Origin of the sequence: Streptomyces murinus, assembly GCF_002154555.1 — a bacterium.
In the GTDB taxonomy this organism is placed as follows: Bacteria; Actinomycetota; Actinomycetes; order Streptomycetales; family Streptomycetaceae; genus Streptomyces; species Streptomyces murinus.
Genome location: NZ_MUNF01000095.1, coordinates 11,783 through 27,169 on the forward strand (window position 1 = coordinate 11,783; position 15,387 = coordinate 27,169).

General features: G+C 72.3%; 17 protein-coding genes and 1 tRNA gene. 10 read left to right on the top strand and 8 right to left on the bottom strand.

All coding sequences use genetic code 11. From position 1 onward, the window contains the following. The first annotated feature begins 168 nt into the window (after positions 1 to 168). Both CCN72_RS07615 and CCN72_RS07620 read left to right on the top strand, forming a co-directional pair. Positions 169 to 1,980, top strand: a complete 1,812-nt coding sequence (locus CCN72_RS07615; protein ID WP_086806846.1) for a tetratricopeptide repeat protein — start codon at positions 169 to 171, stop codon at positions 1,978 to 1,980. 128 nt (positions 1,981 to 2,108) lie between these two features. After that, positions 2,109 to 2,182, top strand: a tRNA-Met gene (locus tag CCN72_RS07620). 140 nt (positions 2,183 to 2,322) lie between these two features. Here CCN72_RS07620 and CCN72_RS07625 read toward each other — a convergent pair. After that, positions 2,323 to 2,739, bottom strand: a complete 417-nt coding sequence (locus CCN72_RS07625; protein WP_085566460.1) for a Fur family transcriptional regulator — start codon at positions 2,737 to 2,739, stop codon at positions 2,323 to 2,325. Positions 2,740 to 2,884: 145 nt separating this feature from the next. On the opposite strand from CCN72_RS07625, the gene CCN72_RS07630 reads away from it, so the two are divergent. Then, positions 2,885 to 4,339, top strand: a complete 1,455-nt coding sequence (locus tag CCN72_RS07630) for a catalase (RefSeq protein ID WP_086806847.1) — start codon at positions 2,885 to 2,887, stop codon at positions 4,337 to 4,339. A 99-nt stretch (positions 4,340 to 4,438) separates the two neighbouring features. On the opposite strand, the gene CCN72_RS07635 is transcribed toward CCN72_RS07630, so the two are convergent. Both CCN72_RS07635 and hisN read right to left on the bottom strand, forming a co-directional pair. After that, the gene (locus CCN72_RS07635; RefSeq protein WP_085566462.1) at positions 4,439 to 4,846 is read right to left on the bottom strand and encodes a CBS domain-containing protein; all 408 of its coding nucleotides are present in this window, start codon (positions 4,844 to 4,846) and stop codon (positions 4,439 to 4,441) included. 149 nt (positions 4,847 to 4,995) lie between these two features. Beyond that, a complete protein-coding gene (gene hisN, locus CCN72_RS07640) occupies positions 4,996 to 5,796 on the bottom strand; it encodes a histidinol-phosphatase (RefSeq protein ID WP_086806848.1) in 801 nt (266 codons plus the stop codon). 209 nt (positions 5,797 to 6,005) lie between these two features. Here hisN and CCN72_RS07645 point away from each other — a divergent pair, with 209 nt between their 5' ends. Beyond that, positions 6,006 to 6,596 (top strand): TetR/AcrR family transcriptional regulator, encoded by a 591-nt coding sequence (locus tag CCN72_RS07645; protein WP_086806849.1) that lies wholly within the window; start codon positions 6,006 to 6,008, stop codon positions 6,594 to 6,596. A 16-nt stretch (positions 6,597 to 6,612) separates the two neighbouring features. Here CCN72_RS07645 and CCN72_RS07650 read toward each other — a convergent pair whose 3' ends face one another. The 5 genes from CCN72_RS07650 to CCN72_RS07670 form a co-directional block, all read right to left on the bottom strand. Then, positions 6,613 to 6,846, bottom strand: a complete 234-nt coding sequence (locus CCN72_RS07650; RefSeq protein ID WP_244174149.1) for a hypothetical protein — start codon at positions 6,844 to 6,846, stop codon at positions 6,613 to 6,615. A gap of 199 nt (positions 6,847 to 7,045) precedes the next feature. Then, positions 7,046 to 7,369: a DMT family transporter gene (locus CCN72_RS07655; protein ID WP_037660172.1), complete on the bottom strand. Its 324-nt coding sequence runs from the start codon at positions 7,367 to 7,369 to the stop codon at positions 7,046 to 7,048. 84 nt (positions 7,370 to 7,453) lie between these two features. After that, entirely contained in the window at positions 7,454 to 8,464 is a 1,011-nt protein-coding gene (gene rsgA, locus CCN72_RS07660; RefSeq protein ID WP_086806851.1) for a ribosome small subunit-dependent GTPase A, read from the bottom strand. A 9-nt stretch (positions 8,465 to 8,473) separates the two neighbouring features. Continuing rightward, positions 8,474 to 9,790: a 3-phosphoshikimate 1-carboxyvinyltransferase gene (aroA, locus tag CCN72_RS07665; RefSeq protein ID WP_086806852.1), complete on the bottom strand. Its 1,317-nt coding sequence runs from the start codon at positions 9,788 to 9,790 to the stop codon at positions 8,474 to 8,476. Positions 9,791 to 9,885: 95 nt separating this feature from the next. After that, positions 9,886 to 10,608, bottom strand: a complete 723-nt coding sequence (locus CCN72_RS07670) for a M50 family metallopeptidase (RefSeq protein WP_086806853.1) — start codon at positions 10,606 to 10,608, stop codon at positions 9,886 to 9,888. A 50-nt stretch (positions 10,609 to 10,658) separates the two neighbouring features. On the opposite strand from CCN72_RS07670, the gene CCN72_RS07675 reads away from it, so the two are divergent. From CCN72_RS07675 to def, 6 genes are all read left to right on the top strand, one after another. Beyond that, positions 10,659 to 11,474: an SOS response-associated peptidase gene (locus tag CCN72_RS07675; RefSeq protein ID WP_086806854.1), complete on the top strand. Its 816-nt coding sequence runs from the start codon at positions 10,659 to 10,661 to the stop codon at positions 11,472 to 11,474. Between the two features lies 1 nt (position 11,475). Continuing rightward, on the top strand, positions 11,476 to 12,102 hold the full coding sequence (locus CCN72_RS07680) for an alpha/beta hydrolase family protein (protein WP_086806855.1): 627 nt from the start codon (positions 11,476 to 11,478) through the stop codon (positions 12,100 to 12,102). 256 nt (positions 12,103 to 12,358) lie between these two features. After that, a complete protein-coding gene (gene sigR, locus CCN72_RS07685) occupies positions 12,359 to 13,054 on the top strand; it encodes an RNA polymerase sigma factor SigR (protein WP_167408656.1) in 696 nt (231 codons plus the stop codon). Continuing rightward, positions 13,051 to 13,353 (top strand): mycothiol system anti-sigma-R factor, encoded by a 303-nt coding sequence (gene rsrA, locus CCN72_RS07690; protein ID WP_086806857.1) that lies wholly within the window; start codon positions 13,051 to 13,053, stop codon positions 13,351 to 13,353. The genes sigR and rsrA overlap by 4 nt, the downstream gene beginning before the upstream one ends. A 216-nt stretch (positions 13,354 to 13,569) precedes the next feature. After that, complete coding sequence (locus CCN72_RS07695) at positions 13,570 to 14,550, top strand: hypothetical protein (protein ID WP_086806866.1); 981 nt, start codon at positions 13,570 to 13,572, stop codon at positions 14,548 to 14,550. Between the two features lie 72 nt (positions 14,551 to 14,622). Continuing rightward, positions 14,623 to 15,273, top strand: a complete 651-nt coding sequence (def, locus tag CCN72_RS07700; RefSeq protein WP_085566472.1) for a peptide deformylase — start codon at positions 14,623 to 14,625, stop codon at positions 15,271 to 15,273. Positions 15,274 to 15,387: the final 114 nt, after the last annotated feature.

Below are 15,387 nucleotides of genomic sequence, written 5' to 3' on the forward strand. Positions count from 1 at the left end.
TCACGGTGTGCGAACACAAGTTGGGGAAGGAGCCACCGCCGCGCGCCGCCGTGAGGAGTTCGGCGCCGTGTGTTTGACTTGTCGTCCTGTGGGCATGTCGACAAAACGCTGAAGTGACCTCACGGGGTGGGGTATACCGGGTGTACCCAGGTTGCGGGTGGTGCGACGATGGACGTTATGGGGGACAAGGCAACTCTGTTCGAGTCAGGGCGATTTGTACAGACTTTCGGTGAGGGGCCGGCCCGCGACGAGGTGGGCGACATGGCCGACGCCGACGACGAGGTACGCCTCGCGCTCGCCGCGCGCAGCGGTGACGAGGAGGCCGCCAGCGTCCTCGGCGCCATGCTGCTGCGCCGCGGCGACCTCGACGGTGCCGAGACCCATCTGCGGGCCGCCACTGCGGCCGGTGACCGGGCCGCCGCCAACAACCTCGGTGTCCTGCTGCACCAGCGGGGATACGGCGAGGAGGCCGCCGGATGGTGGCGGATCGCGGCCGTCGCCGGTTCCGCGGCCGCCGCGCACGCACTCGGCCGCTACCACCGCGAGCGCGGGGACGAACCCGCCGCCGAGTACTGGCTGCGCCAGTCCGCCGAGCAGGGCCATGTCCTCGGCGCCTACGCGCTCGCCGATCTGCTGGAGCACCGCGGGGACGCGGCGGCCGGGCACTGGATGCGGCTCGCCGCCGAGCGCGGGCACCGGGAGGCGGCCTACCGGATAGCGCGCTCGCTCGACCGGGGGGCCGAGGACCGGGGCGAGAGCGGGGGTGACAACGCTGTCGCGGAGGCCGAGCAGTGGTACCGGCAGGCCGCCGCGCGCGGGCACCGGCGGGCCGCGCTGCACCTCGGGGCGATCCTGGAGCAGCGCGGGGAGCTGAAGGAGGCCGGGCGCTGGTACCTGACCTCCGCTAAGGACGGCGAGTCGCGGGCCGCCTGCGCCCTCGGCTTCCTGCTGCGGGACGCCGGGGACTCCGAGAGCGCGGCCGTCTGGTGGCTGCGCGCCGCCCAGGAGGGCGACGGCAATGCGGCCAACGCGCTCGGCGCGCTGCACGCCGAGCGGGGCGAGACCCAGACCGCCGAGCGCTGGTACCGGGCGGCGCTGGACGCGGGGGACGACAACGGCGCGTACAACCTCGGGCTGCTCTGCGCCGAGCAGGGACGCACCGCGCAGGCCGAGCAGTGGTACCGGCGCGCCGCGTACGCCGGGCACCGGGAGGCCGCGAACGCGCTGGCCATCCTGCTGCTCCAGGTCGGCGACACCTCCGGCGCGGAGCCGTGGTTCTCCAAGGCGGCCGAGGCGGGCAGCGTGGACGCGGCCTTCAACCTCGGCATCCTGTACGCGGGGCGCGGCGAGGACACGATGGCGCTGCGCTGGTACGAGCGGGCGGCCTCGGCCGGGCACACCGAGGCCGCGCTCCAGGTCGGCATGGCGCGGCTGCGTGAGCGCGACGAGCGGGCGGCGGAGCGGCATCTGCGCTGCGCGGCGGGCGGCGGCAGCGCGGAGGCGGCATACCGGCTGGCCGCCCTGCTGGACGCCCGCCGGCCGCCCCGGCCCGCGCACGAGCTGGGGGAGAGCGCGCACGAGAAGGCCGAGTGCGAGGAGTGGTACGAGCGGGCGGCGCAGCAGGGCCACCGCCGGGCCCAGGTGCGGGTCGGCATGCTCGCCTCCGCGCGCGGCGACGTGGTCGAGGCGGCGCGCTGGTACCGGGCGGCGGCCGAGGCGGGATCGCGCAACGGCGCGTTCAACCTCGGGCTGCTGCTCGCCCGCGAGGGCAGCGAGCCGGAGGCCGTGGTGTGGTGGACGCGCGCGGCGAACGACGGCCACGGTCGGGCGGCCCTTCGCCTCGCCCTGGTCTGCGCCCGCCGCGGCGACCTGGACGAGGGGCAGCGCTGGGCGACGCGCGCGGCGGAGCTGGGGCCCGCCGAGGTCACCGAGCGGGCGGGCCGGCTGCGGGACGCGCTGCGCGAGGAGCTGTCCGCGTGACCGGCCCCGCGGTGAGTGGCCCCGCGGTGAGTGGCCCCGCCGTGAGTGGCCCTGGAGTGGCCCTGGTCACTCGGGGCCGAATGGATTTGCCTTCGTCGGCTTCCCCCGCGTAATGTCGTGTTCACCGACGCGGGGTGGAGCAGCTCGGTAGCTCGCTGGGCTCATAACCCAGAGGTCGCAGGTTCAAATCCTGTCCCCGCTACTGAAGGCCGAGGGCCGGAATCCAGAAATGGGTTCCGGCTCTCAGTCGTTTCCGGGGCAAGCGTGCCGAAGCAAGAGTGAAGAGCGTCGGGGCAAGAGAAAAGGGGGCTCGCGCCCCCTGAGACTCCCTCGGCCTGCCGGTTACGCGCCCGCGCACTCCGGGCACAGCCCCCGGTACGTCACCTCGACATCCGACACCGTGAAGCCGAAGCGCTCGGTGTCGGGGAGGTCCGCCAGCGGGTTGCCCGTGGGGTGCACATCGCGGATCGCGCCACAGCGGGCGCAGACCAGGTGGTGGTGCGGCCGGTGCGCGTTCGGGTCGTACCGCTTGGCGCGCTTGTCCGTCGAGACTTCCAGCACCTCGCCGAGCGTGACCAGCTCGCCCAGCGTGTTGTAGACGGTCGCCCGGGAGATCTCCGGCAGCTTGGCGACGGCCCGTGCGTGCACCTCGTCGGCCGTCATATGGACATGCTCGCCGTCGAGGACCTCGGCCACCACGCGTCGCTGCGCGGTCATCCGCCATCCGCGTCCACGCAGCCGTTCCAGAAGGTCGCTCATGGCCACCAGCCTAACAGCAAGGGGGACCAGGACGGGAATAGGTGTGAGATTGGAATCCTGTTTGACTTGGACTTAGTCCAATGTAGGATCGGGAACGGCTTTGGCCAAGGGACAGGATTGGCCGGCGTAGACGCAGGAGGCGCACGTGACGCAGGGACCGCTCACCACGGAGGCCGGTGCCCCGGTCGCCGACAACCAGAACAGCGAGACGGCGGGCGTCGGCGGCCCGGTGCTGGTCCAGGACCAGCTGCTGCTGGAGAAGCTGGCCCACTTCAACCGCGAGCGCATCCCGGAGCGGGTCGTGCACGCCCGCGGTGCCGGCGCCTACGGCACCTTCACGGTGACCGCCGACGTCACGCCGTACACCAGGGCCGCCTTCCTCTCCGAGGTGGGCAAGGAGACCGAGGTCTTCCAGCGCTTCTCGACGGTGGCGGGGAACCTGGGCGCGGCGGACGCGGTGCGCGACCCGCGCGGTTTCGCGGTGAAGTTCTACACCGAGGAGGGCAACTACGACCTCGTCGGCAACAACACCCCGGTCTTCTTCATCCGGGACGCGATCAAGTTCCCCGACTTCATCCACACCCAGAAGCGCGACCCCTACACGGGCAGCCAGGAGGCCGACAACGTCTGGGACTTCTGGGGGCTGTCGCCGGAGGCGACGCACCAGGTGACCTGGCTGTTCGGCGACCGCGGCATCCCGGCGTCGTACCGGCACATGGACGGCTTCGGCTCGCACACCTTCCAGTGGAACAACGAGGCGGGCGAGGTCTTCTGGGTCAAGTACCACTTCAAGACCGACCAGGGCATCAAGAACCTCACCGCCGGTGAGGCCGCGGTGCTCGCGGGCACGGACCCCGACTCCCACCAGCGCGATCTGCGTGAGTCGATCGAGCGGGGCGAGTTCCCGAGTTGGACCGTGGGCGTGCAGATCATGCCGGCGGCGGACGCGGCGTCGTACCGTTTCAACCCGTTCGACCTGACCAAGGTGTGGCCGCACGCGGACTACCCGGTCATCGAGATCGGCAGGCTGGAGCTGAACCGCAACCCGCAGAACGTCTTCGCCGAGGTCGAGCAGTCGATCTTCAGCCCCTCGCACTTCGTGCCGGGCATCGGCCCCTCGCCGGACAAGATGCTCCAGGGCCGGCTCTTCGCGTACGGCGACGCGCACCGCTACCGCGTCGGCATCAACGCCGACCATCTGCCGGTCAACCGCCCGCACGCCACCGAGGCCCGCACGCATTCCCGTGACGGCTTCCTCTACGACGGCCGGCACGGCGGCGCCAAGAACTACGAGCCCAACAGCTTCGGCGGGCCCGCGGAGACCGGCCGGGCGCTGTGGCAGCCGTACGACGGATTCGGTGCCGGCACCGGCGACCACCCGACCCCGCTCCACGCCGAGGACGACGACTTCGTGCAGGCCGGGAATCTGTACCGGCTGATGTCGGAGCAGGAGAAGGAGCGGCTGATCGCCAACCTCGCCGGGGCGATCTCCCAGGTCTCGCGGGAGGACATCGCGGAGCGCGCGATCGGCAACTTCGCGGCCGCGGACGCCGACTTCGGCAAGCGCCTGGAGTCGGCGGTGCGGGCACTTCGCGACTGAGACGGCGGCACCCGTCCGCCGGGCGGGCCGGATCCCAGGTGCTCGGGGTCCGGCCCGTTCGTCATGTCCGGGGCTCCTCGTGCCCCGGATGCGGCCTGCTCAGGAGCCCGCCCGGGCCAGCGGGGCAGGCTCGCGGGCCGGGGACCAGCAGCGGATGATGTCCCGGACCGAGACGATCCCGGCGACCTCGCCCCGGTCGAGGACGATCAGATGCCGGAAGCCGCCGTGCGCCATGGCGCGTGCGGCCTCCTCCAGGGTCCAGGTGGGCGCCGCGAAGACGACGTCGGTGGTGGTGTGGGCGTGGGCGCGCTCGGTGTCGGGGTTCTGTCCGAGGCCGACGGAGTTGAGGATGTCGCGCTCGGTGAGGATGCCGATGCCGCCGGCGTCCGGGTCGAAGACCACGGCGGCACCGATGCGCCGGGCGGACATCAAAGTGGCTGCTTCTCGGAGGGTGTGGGCGGGGCCGAGAGTGAGGATCACCGTGCTCATGGCGTCGCGGACCAGCATGGATGGGGCCACCTCCTGGGATCCAGGGACCTTGTCCCCGGATTCACAAATTCACAAGTGGGGGTACCCTCAGAGTCTCAGGTCAAGGCCGGGTCAACAAGAGGGCGCGCGTGGTCCGCCGGGGGGCGTGCGCAAGCGTCCCGCCTGTCTCACTGGCGCCGGTTGAGATACCCCAGCAACTCGTCGTGCAGCAGACCGTTGGACGCCGCCGCGTTGCCGCTGTGCGGTCCCGGGCGGCCGTCGAGCCCGGTGAAGGTGCCGCCCGCCTCGGTGACGACGATGGCGGGGGCGGCCATGTCCCACAGGGACAGCTCCGGCTCCGCGCAGATGTCCACGGAGCCCTCGGCGACCATCATGTAGGGCCAGAAGTCGCCGTACGCGCGGGTGCGCCACACCTGGCGGCCGAGATCCAGGAAGCCGTCGAGGCGGTCCTGCTCCTCCCAGCCGGACAGGGACGAGTAGGCGAAGGAGGCGTCCGCGAGGGTGTTGACGCCGGAGACGTGGATACGGCCCGCGGAGGTCAGATTGCGGCCGGTGAAGGCGCCATGGCCCTTCGCGGCCCACCAGCGGCGGCCGAGCGCCGGGGCGGAGACCAGGCCCACGACCGGGTGGTAGCCCCCCTCGCCCGCCTCCATCAGCGAGATCAGCGTGGCCCACACCGGGACGCCGCGCACATAGTTCTTGGTGCCGTCGATCGGGTCGATCACCCAGCGCCGGGGGCCGGTGCCCTCGACTCCGTACTCCTCGCCGAGGACCGCGTCCCTGGGGCGGGCGCGCTTGAGCTGGCCGCGGATGAGTTCCTCGGCCGCCTTGTCCGCTTCGCTCACCGGCGTCATGTCCGGCTTCGTCTCCACCTTCAGGTCCAGGGCCTTGAAGCGGTCCATGGTGGCCGCGTCGGCCCCGTCCGCGAGGACGTGGGCGAGACGGAGGTCGTCGAGGTAGTCGGGCATGTACGTCACGCTATCGGCTGGGCGGGTACGGGAGCCACCGGGGGCGTACGTGTGTCGAACCGGCCGTGCGCGGCGCCCGTGAAGGCGTGAGCGACCGTTGTGCGTCCGCACGCGGTACAGGGCCTTCCGCTCCCGGCGAGCAACCCCTTGACATCATCCGAAAGTCCGTCAAATCTGGGCGGAACGCCGTTGACTCCAGGGAGACGACGATGGCTGCTGCCCGGGAATCCTTGCTGGACGCCGCCGGCGCGGCGCTGGCGCGCCGGCCGTGGCCCGCGGTGCGCATGGTGGAGGTGGCCGCGGCGGCGGGCGTGTCCCGGCAGACCCTGTACAACGAGTTCGGCGGCAAGGACGGCCTCGCGCGGGCGCTGGTGCGGCGGGCGGCCGACGGCTATCTCGCCGGTGTGGAGCGCGCCCTCGCGGGCGGCGGCGACTGGGAGCGGCTCACCGCCGTCGCCGAGTGGACGGCGGCCGCGGCCCAGCAGGACGCGCTGGTGCGGGCGTTGCTCACCGGCTGCTGGAGCGAGCGGCTCCCCGCACCGCCCCGGGGCCCCGCCCCGGTACCGGCGCAGCGCCGCCCGGAAGCGCCGCTCCCCTCGCCGCCCGAGCTCGTACGGATCGTCCGCGACCGCGCCGTCACCGCGCTGTCCGGCCCCGGCACGGCCCCCGCCGCCACCGTCGAACTGGCCCGCTCCTGCGAACTGGTCGTCCGCCTCGCCCTGTCCTGCGTCACGGCGCCACCGGGGGAGGGCGGGATCGCCGGCCTGATCCGGACCGCCGCACCCCGCACGGCGCTCTGACCGGCCCCAACCGCCGTCAGTACGGGGGACTTCGGAAGTACCGGGCCCGGTGGCGCCGCGGCCGGTCGTCCCGTTCGTGGGCCGCGTCGGACCGGTCCGCCGGAGCCGAGAGAGCGCCCATCGCGCCCAGCCGGCGCAGACCGGCCGGCACCTCCGCGTGCCGTGCCGAGGACTTCGTCCAGCGCGGCAGCCGGGGGAACATCGCCCGCGTCGCCCCGGTGCCGCCCATGTAGTCGGCCAGAGTGTCCACGCGTTCCGCGTCGCAGGCCCACAGGACGCGCCCCGCGCGGCGGGTCCGCGACCAGAGCGGCCGCCCGAAGAACGGCTCCCGCGTGCCCCCGAGTCGGGCGGCGACCAGCCCGCCGTCCCGGCGCGAAGCCGTCCACGCGGCACGGGTGCCGCACCCCGCCGCAGATCAGCCGGCGCGGCCGGAACAGCAGCTCGCCGAGCTAGTGGCTCGACCCCGACAGCTGCAAGCCGATGATCCCCACGATCACGAAGCTGATCGAGACGATCTTCAAGGTGGAGACCAGGTCGCCCAGGAAGATCATGCCGTAGATCGCCGTGCCGGTCGCGCCGATGCCGGTCCAGACGGCGTACGCGGGGCCGACGTCGAGTTTGCGCAGCGAGAGGGTCAGCAGGCCGAAGCTGCCGAGCGCGAAGGAGGCGAAGGCGATGGTCGGCCACAGCCGGGTGAAGCCGTGGGAGAGCTTGAGGCACACGGCGAAGCCGGTCTCCAGCACTCCGGCCACGATGACCAGCAGCCACGCCATGCGCTGTCCTCCCGTTGATCCGGATCTCCGGCCCGGTGCGATTATGCACTTGCCGCACCGCGGCCCGGGCAAACAACGCGAAGGTCAGTCGCCCTCCGTGCGCTCCCGCGTCGCCAGCAGCCGCCGCAGCGAGTACAGCCGCGCCGGATCCGCGTGCCCCGCCGCCACCCACGCGTCCAGCGCGCAGTCCGGCTCGTCATGGCTGCACGCGCGCGGGCAGTCCGCCGTGCCCGGCTCCAGGTCCGGGAAGGCGAGGATGACCCGGGACGGATCGATGTGCGCCAGGCCGAAGGACCGTACGCCCGGAGTGTCGATCACCCAGCCGCCGTCGCCCGCCAGCGGCAGCGCCAGCGCCGAGGTGGTGGTGTGCCGGCCGCGCCCCGTCACCGCGTTGACGTGCCCTGTCGTACGCCGCCGCTCCTGCGGCACCAGCGCGTTCACCAGCGTCGTCTTGCCCACGCCGGAGTGCCCCACGAACGCGGTGATCCGCCCGTCCAGAAACCCCCGCACCCGGTCCGCCGCGTCCCCGTTCTCCAGCTCCTCGCGGCTGGTGACCACGTACGGGATGTCCAGATGGCCGTACAGCTCCAGGAGTTCGTCCGGCGTGGCCAGGTCCGACTTGGTCAGCACCAGCAGGGGTTCGAGCCCCCCGTCGTACGCCGCGACCAGACAGCGGTCGATCAGCCGGGGCCGCGGCTCCGGGTCGGCGAGGGCCGTGACGATCGCCAGCTGGTCGGCGTTGGCGACCACCACGCGCTCGTACGGATCGTCGTCGTCCGCCGTGCGCCGCAGCACCGACGTCCGCTCCTGGATCCGGACGATCCGCGCGAGCGTGTCCTTCATGCCGGACAGATCGCCGACCAGCATCACCCGGTCCCCGACCACCGCCGCCTTGCGGCCCAGCTCCCGCGCCTTCATCGCCATCACCACCCGGTCCTCCACCAGGCAGGTCAGCCGCCCCCGGTCCACGGTCAGGACCAGCCCCTCGGCCGCGTCCTCGTGCTTGGGCCGAATGTTCGTCCGCGGCCGGTTGCCCTTGCGGTTGGGGCGGGAGCGGATGTCGTCCTCGTCGGTGTTCTTGCCGTAGCGGCGCATGGCGTGTCCCTACTGCCCGAGCATCCCGGTCCACAGCTCGGGGAAGTCCGGCAGGGTCTTGGCCGTCGTCCCGATGTTCTCGATGCGTACGCCCTCGACCGCCAGGCCGATGATCGCGCCGGCGGTGGCCATGCGGTGGTCCTCGTAGGTGTGGAAGGTGCCGCCGTGCAGAGCGCGCGGGCGGATGTGCAGACCGTCGGCCGTCTCCGTGACGTCACCGCCGAGCTCGTTGATCTCCTTGGTGAGCGCGGCCAGCCGGTCCGTCTCGTGCAGCCGCAGATGGGCCACCCCGCGCAGCGTCGAGGGGGAGTCGGCGAGCGCGGCGACGGCCGCGATGCCCGGGGTCAGCTCGCCCACGTCGCTCAGGTCGACATCGATGCCGTGGATCGCGCCGGAACCGGTGAACACCAGCCCGAACTCGGTGAGTTCGCAGGTGCCGCCCATCTCGGTGAAGATCTCCCGCAGCCGGTCACCCGGCTGGGTGGTGCGCTCCGGCCAGTCCGGGATCAGCACCTTGCCGCCGGTCACCAGGGCCGCCGCCAGGAACGGCTGCGCGTTGGACAGGTCCGGCTCGATCGTCAGGTCCCGGCCGAGCAGTGCGCCCGGCGTCACCCGCCACACGTTCGGCTCGCCGCCCGACTCCGGGGTGTCCACCTGGGCGCCGACCGCGCGCAGCATGTCCACCGTCATCCGGATGTGCGGCATCGAGGGCAGGCTGGTGCCGGTGTGCCGGACCTCGACGCCCTGGTTGAAGCGGGGGCCGGAGAGCAGCAGCGCGGAGACGAACTGCGAGGAGGACGACGCGTCGATCGACACCGGGCCGCCGTCCAGCGCCCCGCCGCCGTGCACGGTCAGCGGCAGCGCGCCCCGGCCGTCGTCGTCGATCCGCGCGCCGAGCCCGCGCAGCGCGTCGATCACCCCGTGCAGCGGACGCTCGTACGACCGCGGGTCGCCGTCGAACCGGATGGGGCCGTCGGCCAGCGTGGCCACCGGCGGCAGGAAGCGCATCACGGTGCCGGCGTTGCCGACGTCCACCGTGGCCGGGCCGTGCAGGCCGGTCGGCAGCACCCGCCAGGCCTCGCCGGTGCCGTCGGGGCCCACGCCCTCCTCGATCTCCACGCCCATGGCCCGAAGGGCCTCCGCCATCAGCAGGGTGTCCCGGGAGCGCAGCGGGCGGCGCAGCCAGCCGGGCTCGGAGGCGAGGGCGGCCAGCACCAGGGCGCGGTTGGTGACCGACTTGGACCCCGGCACATGGACGGTGGCGTCGACGGCGCCGCTCGCGTGCGGAGCGGGCCAGAGGGCGGAGGGGGCGGTGTTCGGGGCCATGGGCCCACTTTATAAGGAGGGCGGGGCCACAACCTTCCGGCGACCGCCCCTGCGTCCGGGACGAACGGCCTGTGGACCCCGGCAGCCGGGTGCCCTCAGACCTCCAGCAGCCAGCGCCCGCCGCCGATCAGCGAGCACAGGGACACGGCGTGGAACAGGAACAGCCACAGGGCCGCCGGGACATGCGTCAGCCGGGACAGTTGGTCCGCGTCCGAGTCGCCGGCCTCGCCCCGGCGCCGCTTGCTCTGCAGCTCGAACGGCGGTCGTACACCCCCGAACAGCAGGAACCACACCACGGCGTACGCGAACGCCGCCTGCACCTGCGGCCCCGCGAGCCACGACACCAGGAGGAACGCCCCGCCCGCGAGCACCACGGTGAGCACGCCGTACGCGTTGCGGATCATCACCAGCATCACCGCGAGCAGGGCCGTGGCCGCCCACAGCAGCAGTGTGATGCGGCCCGCGGCGAGCAGGGCGGCGCCGCCGAGGCCGAGCAGCGAGGGCGCGGTGTAGCCCGCGGCCGCGGTGAGGATCATGCCGAGCCCGTACGGCTTGCCCCGGCTCACCGTGAGCCCGCTGGTGTCGGAGTGCAGCCGGATACCGGTGAGCTGCCGGCCGGTGAGCAGGGCGATCAGCCCGTGGCCGCCCTCGTGCGCGATGGTGATCGCGTTGCGCGACACCCGCCACAGCGGATGCGGTACGACCACCACCAGGGCGGCGGCGAGGGTGGCGAGCACCACCCACAGATCGGGGTCGGGCTGGATACCGGTGAGCCGGTCCCAGAGGCCGGACGGCGCGAGGGCGGCGAGGCTGTTCATGTGTCCGAGTGGCTCCCTGGTGGCGGGCGGAGTCTGGCAGTGTGGCACGTATGTGCGGACGGTATGCAGCCAGTCGTGGGCCCGAGGACCTCGCCAAAACCTTCGGGATCGAGAGGTGGGAACCCGAGGAGACCCTGGAGCCGGACTACAACGTGGCCCCCACCAAAGAGGTCCACGTCGTGCTCGACCGTCCCTTGAAAGACGCGGACTCCCCGCGTCCGGTTCGCCAGCTGCGCACGCTCAGGTGGGGACTCGTGCCGTCCTGGTCGAAGAGCCCCGAGGGCGCCGCCCGGATGATCAACGCCCGCGCGGAGACCGTGCACGAGAAGCCGTCCTTTCGCCGTGCCTTCGCCGCCCGCCGCTGCATCGTGCCCGCCGACGGCTACTACGAGTGGGTGACCGGGCAGCAGGAGCGCGAGCTGGAGGTCGAGGGGCGCAAGAAGCGGCCCCGCAAGCAGCCGTACTTCGTGCTGCCCGCCGACGGCTCCGTGTTCGCGATGGCCGGCCTGTACGAGTTCTGGCGCGACCGCACGCTGCCCGAGGACCACCCCCGGGCCTGGTGGGTGACCTGCTCGGTGATCACCACGGAGGCCGAGCGGACCCCGCTGGCCGTGGCCCCCGCCGACGGACCGCGCTCGCTCGCCGACATCCACCCCCGGATGCCGCTGATGCTCACCCCGGACCGCTGGGACGCCTGGCTCGACCCCTCCCGCACCGACCCCGAGGAACTGCGGGACCTGCTCGCCCCGCCCCCGCCCGGCCTGATGCGCGCCTACCCGGTCGCCACCGCCGTCAGCAACGTCCGCAACAACGGCCCGGAGCTGCTGAAGGAGCTGGAAGCCCCCGAAGAGGGCACACTTTTCTAGCGTGATCGAGATTGTCGAGACCGACGCCGGAACCGCCCGCATCACCTGGCACCGGGCCGCCGAGCCCCGGGCCGTCCTCGCGCTGGGCCATGGCGCGGGCGGCGGGATCGAGGCGCGCGACCTCCGGGCGATCGCCGGGGTCCTGCCCGAGCACGGGGTGAGCGTGGCCCTCGTCGAACAGCCCTGGCGGGTCGCGGGCAAGAAGGTGGCGCCCGCCCCGAAGACGCTGGACACCGGATGGCGCGGGATCTGGCCCGCGCTGGCCGGCATGGAGCTGCCGGTGATCTCCGGCGGTCGCAGCGCCGGCGCCCGCGTCGCCTGCCGTACCGCCCGCGAACTGGGCGCCCGCGCCGTCCTCGCCCTGAGCTTCCCGCTGCACCCGCCGGGCAGGCCCGAGAAATCCCGCGCGGACGAACTGCTCGGCACCGGTGTGCCCACCCTCGTCGTACAGGGCGGCAACGACCCCTTCGGCGGGCCCGCCGAGTTCCCCGAGGGTGACTTCCGGATGATCGAGGTGCCCTACGGCGACCACGGCTTCGCGATCCCCAAACGCGCCGGGATCGGCCAGGAACGGGCCCTGGAGGTCATCACCGACGGGGTCGTCGAGTGGACCGCGTCACTCGTGTGACCCCCGGGAATGCCGCGCGCAGCAGCGCTGTTGTCACGCACAGAAGTGCTGAGGCCTCGGCACCGACGTCGTCGGAAGGGAAGTCCGCCGCATGGGTTCGACCATCTGCCCGGCCCGTCAGACCGGCGCTGAGCTGGACTGGACGGTGCTGCGCGCGCCCAAGACCGCCTCAATTCGAGGGGCGGCGGGTACGGGTCGTGTTCTATCCTCCGAATCGAGTGGGACCACTCTCGGTCCTGCCCGGGATCTTGAGGAGGTGGGTCCGGTCACAGGGACCGACGCGGGGACCGACAACGGCCAGGCGGAAGAGCCCGAGGGCCGGGGCACGAGCGCGGCGGCGTCCGCCGAGTCGACCGCGGAGCGCAGCGCGCGCTTCGAGCGGGACGCGCTCGAGTTCCTCGACCAGATGTACTCGGCCGCCCTGCGCATGACGCGCAACCCGGCCGACGCCGAGGACCTCGTGCAGGAGACGTACGCCAAGGCCTACGCCTCCTTCCACCAGTTCCGCGAGGGCACCAACCTCAAGGCGTGGCTGTACCGGATCCTCACCAACACCTTCATCAACTCGTACCGCAAGAAGCAGCGTGAGCCCCAGCGTTCCGCCGCGGAGGAGATCGAGGACTGGCAGCTCGCCCGAGCCGAGTCGCACATGTCGACGGGGCTGCGCTCCGCCGAGTCGCAGGCGCTCGACCATCTGCCCGACTCGGATGTGAAGGAAGCGCTCCAGGCGATCCCCGAGGAGTTCCGCATCGCCGTGTATCTCGCGGATGTGGAGGGGTTTGCCTACAAGGAGATCGCAGACATCATGGGGACACCCATCGGTACGGTGATGTCCCGGCTGCACCGCGGCCGCCGTCAACTGCGCGGCATGCTGGAGGACTACGCCCGTGAGCGCGGGCTGGTCCCGGCGGGCGCCGGGGAGTCGGACGAAGCGAAAGGCTCGGGCTCATGAGCTGCGGAGAGCCGCACGAGACGGACTGCGGTGAGGTCCTGGACCATCTGTACGAGTTCCTCGACAGCGAGATGCCGGACGTCGATCGCGACAAGTTCCGGCACCACTTCGAGGAATGCTCGCCGTGCCTGGAGAAGTACGGCCTGGAAGAGGCCGTGAAGAAGCTGGTCAAGCGGTGCTGCGGCCATGACGACGTGCCCGCCGACCTGCGCGCCAAGGTCATGGGACGACTGGACCTGATCCGCTCGGGACAGCCCGCGCCCGACCACGACATCACCTCCACGGCCCAGGAGAACTGAGCCCGCGCGCCGCCCGCGCCCCGCACCCTCCGTCGCGTCCGCCCGGCTTCGCCCCGGCTCGGGCGAGACGTACGGCACTGTCTGATCCCGCCCGCACCTGGGTAACCCATGGGTAATGAGCGCCGTTCCCACCGCACGTGGTTGGATGCGAGGGAGAGGGCGCCTGGGGGCACAAGCCAGCCCACTGTGCGGAACTGGAACTGGCAGGCGGGAATCGTGAGGATCTTCGGCAAGGGACGGCACCGGCCCTCCGCCTCCTGGCGGCAGGCCACCGACCGCGCGTTCACGCTCATCGGCGACGGCCGGTACGAGGACGCGGGCGAACTGCTGACCCGCGCCGCCGACCTGGAACCCTGGCTGTCGGAGTCCTGGTTCAACCTCGCGCTGCTGCACAAGTTCCGGCACGACTGGGAGCAGGCCCGCGCCGCCGGACTGCGCGCCGTCGCCCTCCTCGACCGCGAGACCGGCGCCCCCGACTGGTGGAACGTGGGCATCGCCGCGACCGCCCTCCAGGACTGGCCGCTGGCCCGCCGCGCCTGGCAGGCGTACGGCCTCAAGGTGCCCGGGGGCGCGGCCGTCGCCGGGGAACCGCTCGGCATGGAGCTGGGCAGCGCGGCCGTACGGCTCTCCCCGGAGGGCGAGGCCGAGGTGGTGTGGGGCCGCAGGCTGGACCCCGCGCGGATCGAGGTGCTGTCCATCCCGCTGCCCTCCTCGGGGCGGCGCTGGGGCGAGGTCGTGCTGCACGACGGTGTCCCGCACGGGGAGCGCACCACGTCCGCCGGGCACAGTTACCCCGTCTTCGACGAGATCGAGCTGTGGGCGCCCTCGCCCGTGCCCACGTGGGTGGTCCTCCTGGAGGCGGCCACCGAGGCGGACCGGGACGCGCTGGAGCAGCTGGCCGCGGACGCCGGGTTCGCTGCGGAGGACTGGTCGTCCTCGGTACGGCTGCTGTGCCGGATGTGCAGCGAGTCCCGGATGCCGTCCGACGAGGGCGAGGGGGAGCACCTGGACCCCCACGACCACAGCGAACCGGGCCACCCGGGCCCCCTGGGCCACCGCACGGACGGGCAGCTGTGGGTGCCGGAGCGGGAGTGCGGGGTGGCCGCGCCGCCTTCGCTGGTGCGGGGGCTGCTGGACGGCTGGGTCGCCGACAGCCCGGATTCGAGGGACTGGCGGGATCTGGAAGAGGTTTGCTGAGCAGCGGGTGACCGGCCCCTTTAGGCTGTACACGCAGAATTTTCCAGGCTTGCAGGAAGGCGTACGTCGGTCATGGCGCAGCAGGACACCGATCAGCAGCACGCGGGCGTGCTCCCCGTCGACGACGAGGGCTATGTCGTGGACACGGAGGACTGCGAGGAGCGCGAGAAGGCCTGGCGGGAGAGCGGCACCTCGCGGCCGATCACGGTCGTCGGCAACCCGGTGCTGCACAAGGAGTGCAGGGACGTCACCGAGTTCGGCGAGGAACTGCGGCAGCTGGTCGCCGACATGTTCACCAGCCAGCGCACCGCCGAGGGCGTGGGCCTGGCCGCCAACCAGATCGGCGTCGATCTGAAGGTCTTCGTCTACGACTGCCAGGACGACGAGGGCGTGCGGCACGTGGGCGCGGTGTGCAACCCGAAGCTGGTCGACCTGCCCGCCGAGCGGCGCCGGCTCGACGACAACAACGAGGGCTGTCTGTCGGTGCCCGGGGCCTACGCCGAGCTGGCGCGTCCCGACTACGCCGAGGTGACCGGCCAGGACGAGCAGGGCAACCCGATCAAGGTCCGCGGCACCGGATACTTCGCACGGTGTTTGCAGCACGAGACCGACCACCTCTACGGCTACCTCTACATCGACCGGCTGTCCAAGCGTGACCGCAAGGACGCGCTGCGGCAGATGGGCGAGAACGAGCCGCGCTACCCCGTGGTCGCCAACGACTAGGCTCCGTCGGGCCGTTGGGCGCCGGGCCGGGACCACTCCCGGCCCGGCGCCCTTCTTCTTGCCCTTCTTCGCTCATCAGTGCGTCGCACAAATGGTCGTTTCCGTGGTGCTGGT

What these genes read in the sequence shown, in the direction of transcription:
- CCN72_RS07615 (WP_086806846.1), top strand. Translation starts at nt 169, where the DNA reads ATGGACGTTATGGGGGACAAGGCAACTCTGTTCGAGTCAGGGCGATTT.
- CCN72_RS07625 (WP_085566460.1), bottom strand. Translation starts at nt 2,739, where the DNA reads ATGAGCGACCTTCTGGAACGGCTGCGTGGACGCGGATGGCGGATGACC.
- CCN72_RS07635 (WP_085566462.1), bottom strand. Translation starts at nt 4,846, where the DNA reads ATGCTGGTCCGCGACGCCATGAGCACGGTGATCCTCACTCTCGGCCCC.
- hisN (WP_086806848.1), bottom strand. Translation starts at nt 5,796, where the DNA reads ATGCCCGACTACCTCGACGACCTCCGTCTCGCCCACGTCCTCGCGGAC.
- CCN72_RS07645 (WP_086806849.1), top strand. Translation starts at nt 6,006, where the DNA reads ATGGCTGCTGCCCGGGAATCCTTGCTGGACGCCGCCGGCGCGGCGCTG.
- CCN72_RS07655 (WP_037660172.1), bottom strand. Translation starts at nt 7,369, where the DNA reads ATGGCGTGGCTGCTGGTCATCGTGGCCGGAGTGCTGGAGACCGGCTTC.
- rsgA (WP_086806851.1), bottom strand. Translation starts at nt 8,464, where the DNA reads ATGCGCCGCTACGGCAAGAACACCGACGAGGACGACATCCGCTCCCGC.
- aroA (WP_086806852.1), bottom strand. Translation starts at nt 9,790, where the DNA reads ATGGCCCCGAACACCGCCCCCTCCGCCCTCTGGCCCGCTCCGCACGCG.
- CCN72_RS07670 (WP_086806853.1), bottom strand. Translation starts at nt 10,608, where the DNA reads ATGAACAGCCTCGCCGCCCTCGCGCCGTCCGGCCTCTGGGACCGGCTC.
- CCN72_RS07675 (WP_086806854.1), top strand. Translation starts at nt 10,659, where the DNA reads ATGTGCGGACGGTATGCAGCCAGTCGTGGGCCCGAGGACCTCGCCAAA.
- rsrA (WP_086806857.1), top strand. Translation starts at nt 13,051, where the DNA reads ATGAGCTGCGGAGAGCCGCACGAGACGGACTGCGGTGAGGTCCTGGAC.
- def (WP_085566472.1), top strand. Translation starts at nt 14,623, where the DNA reads ATGGCGCAGCAGGACACCGATCAGCAGCACGCGGGCGTGCTCCCCGTC.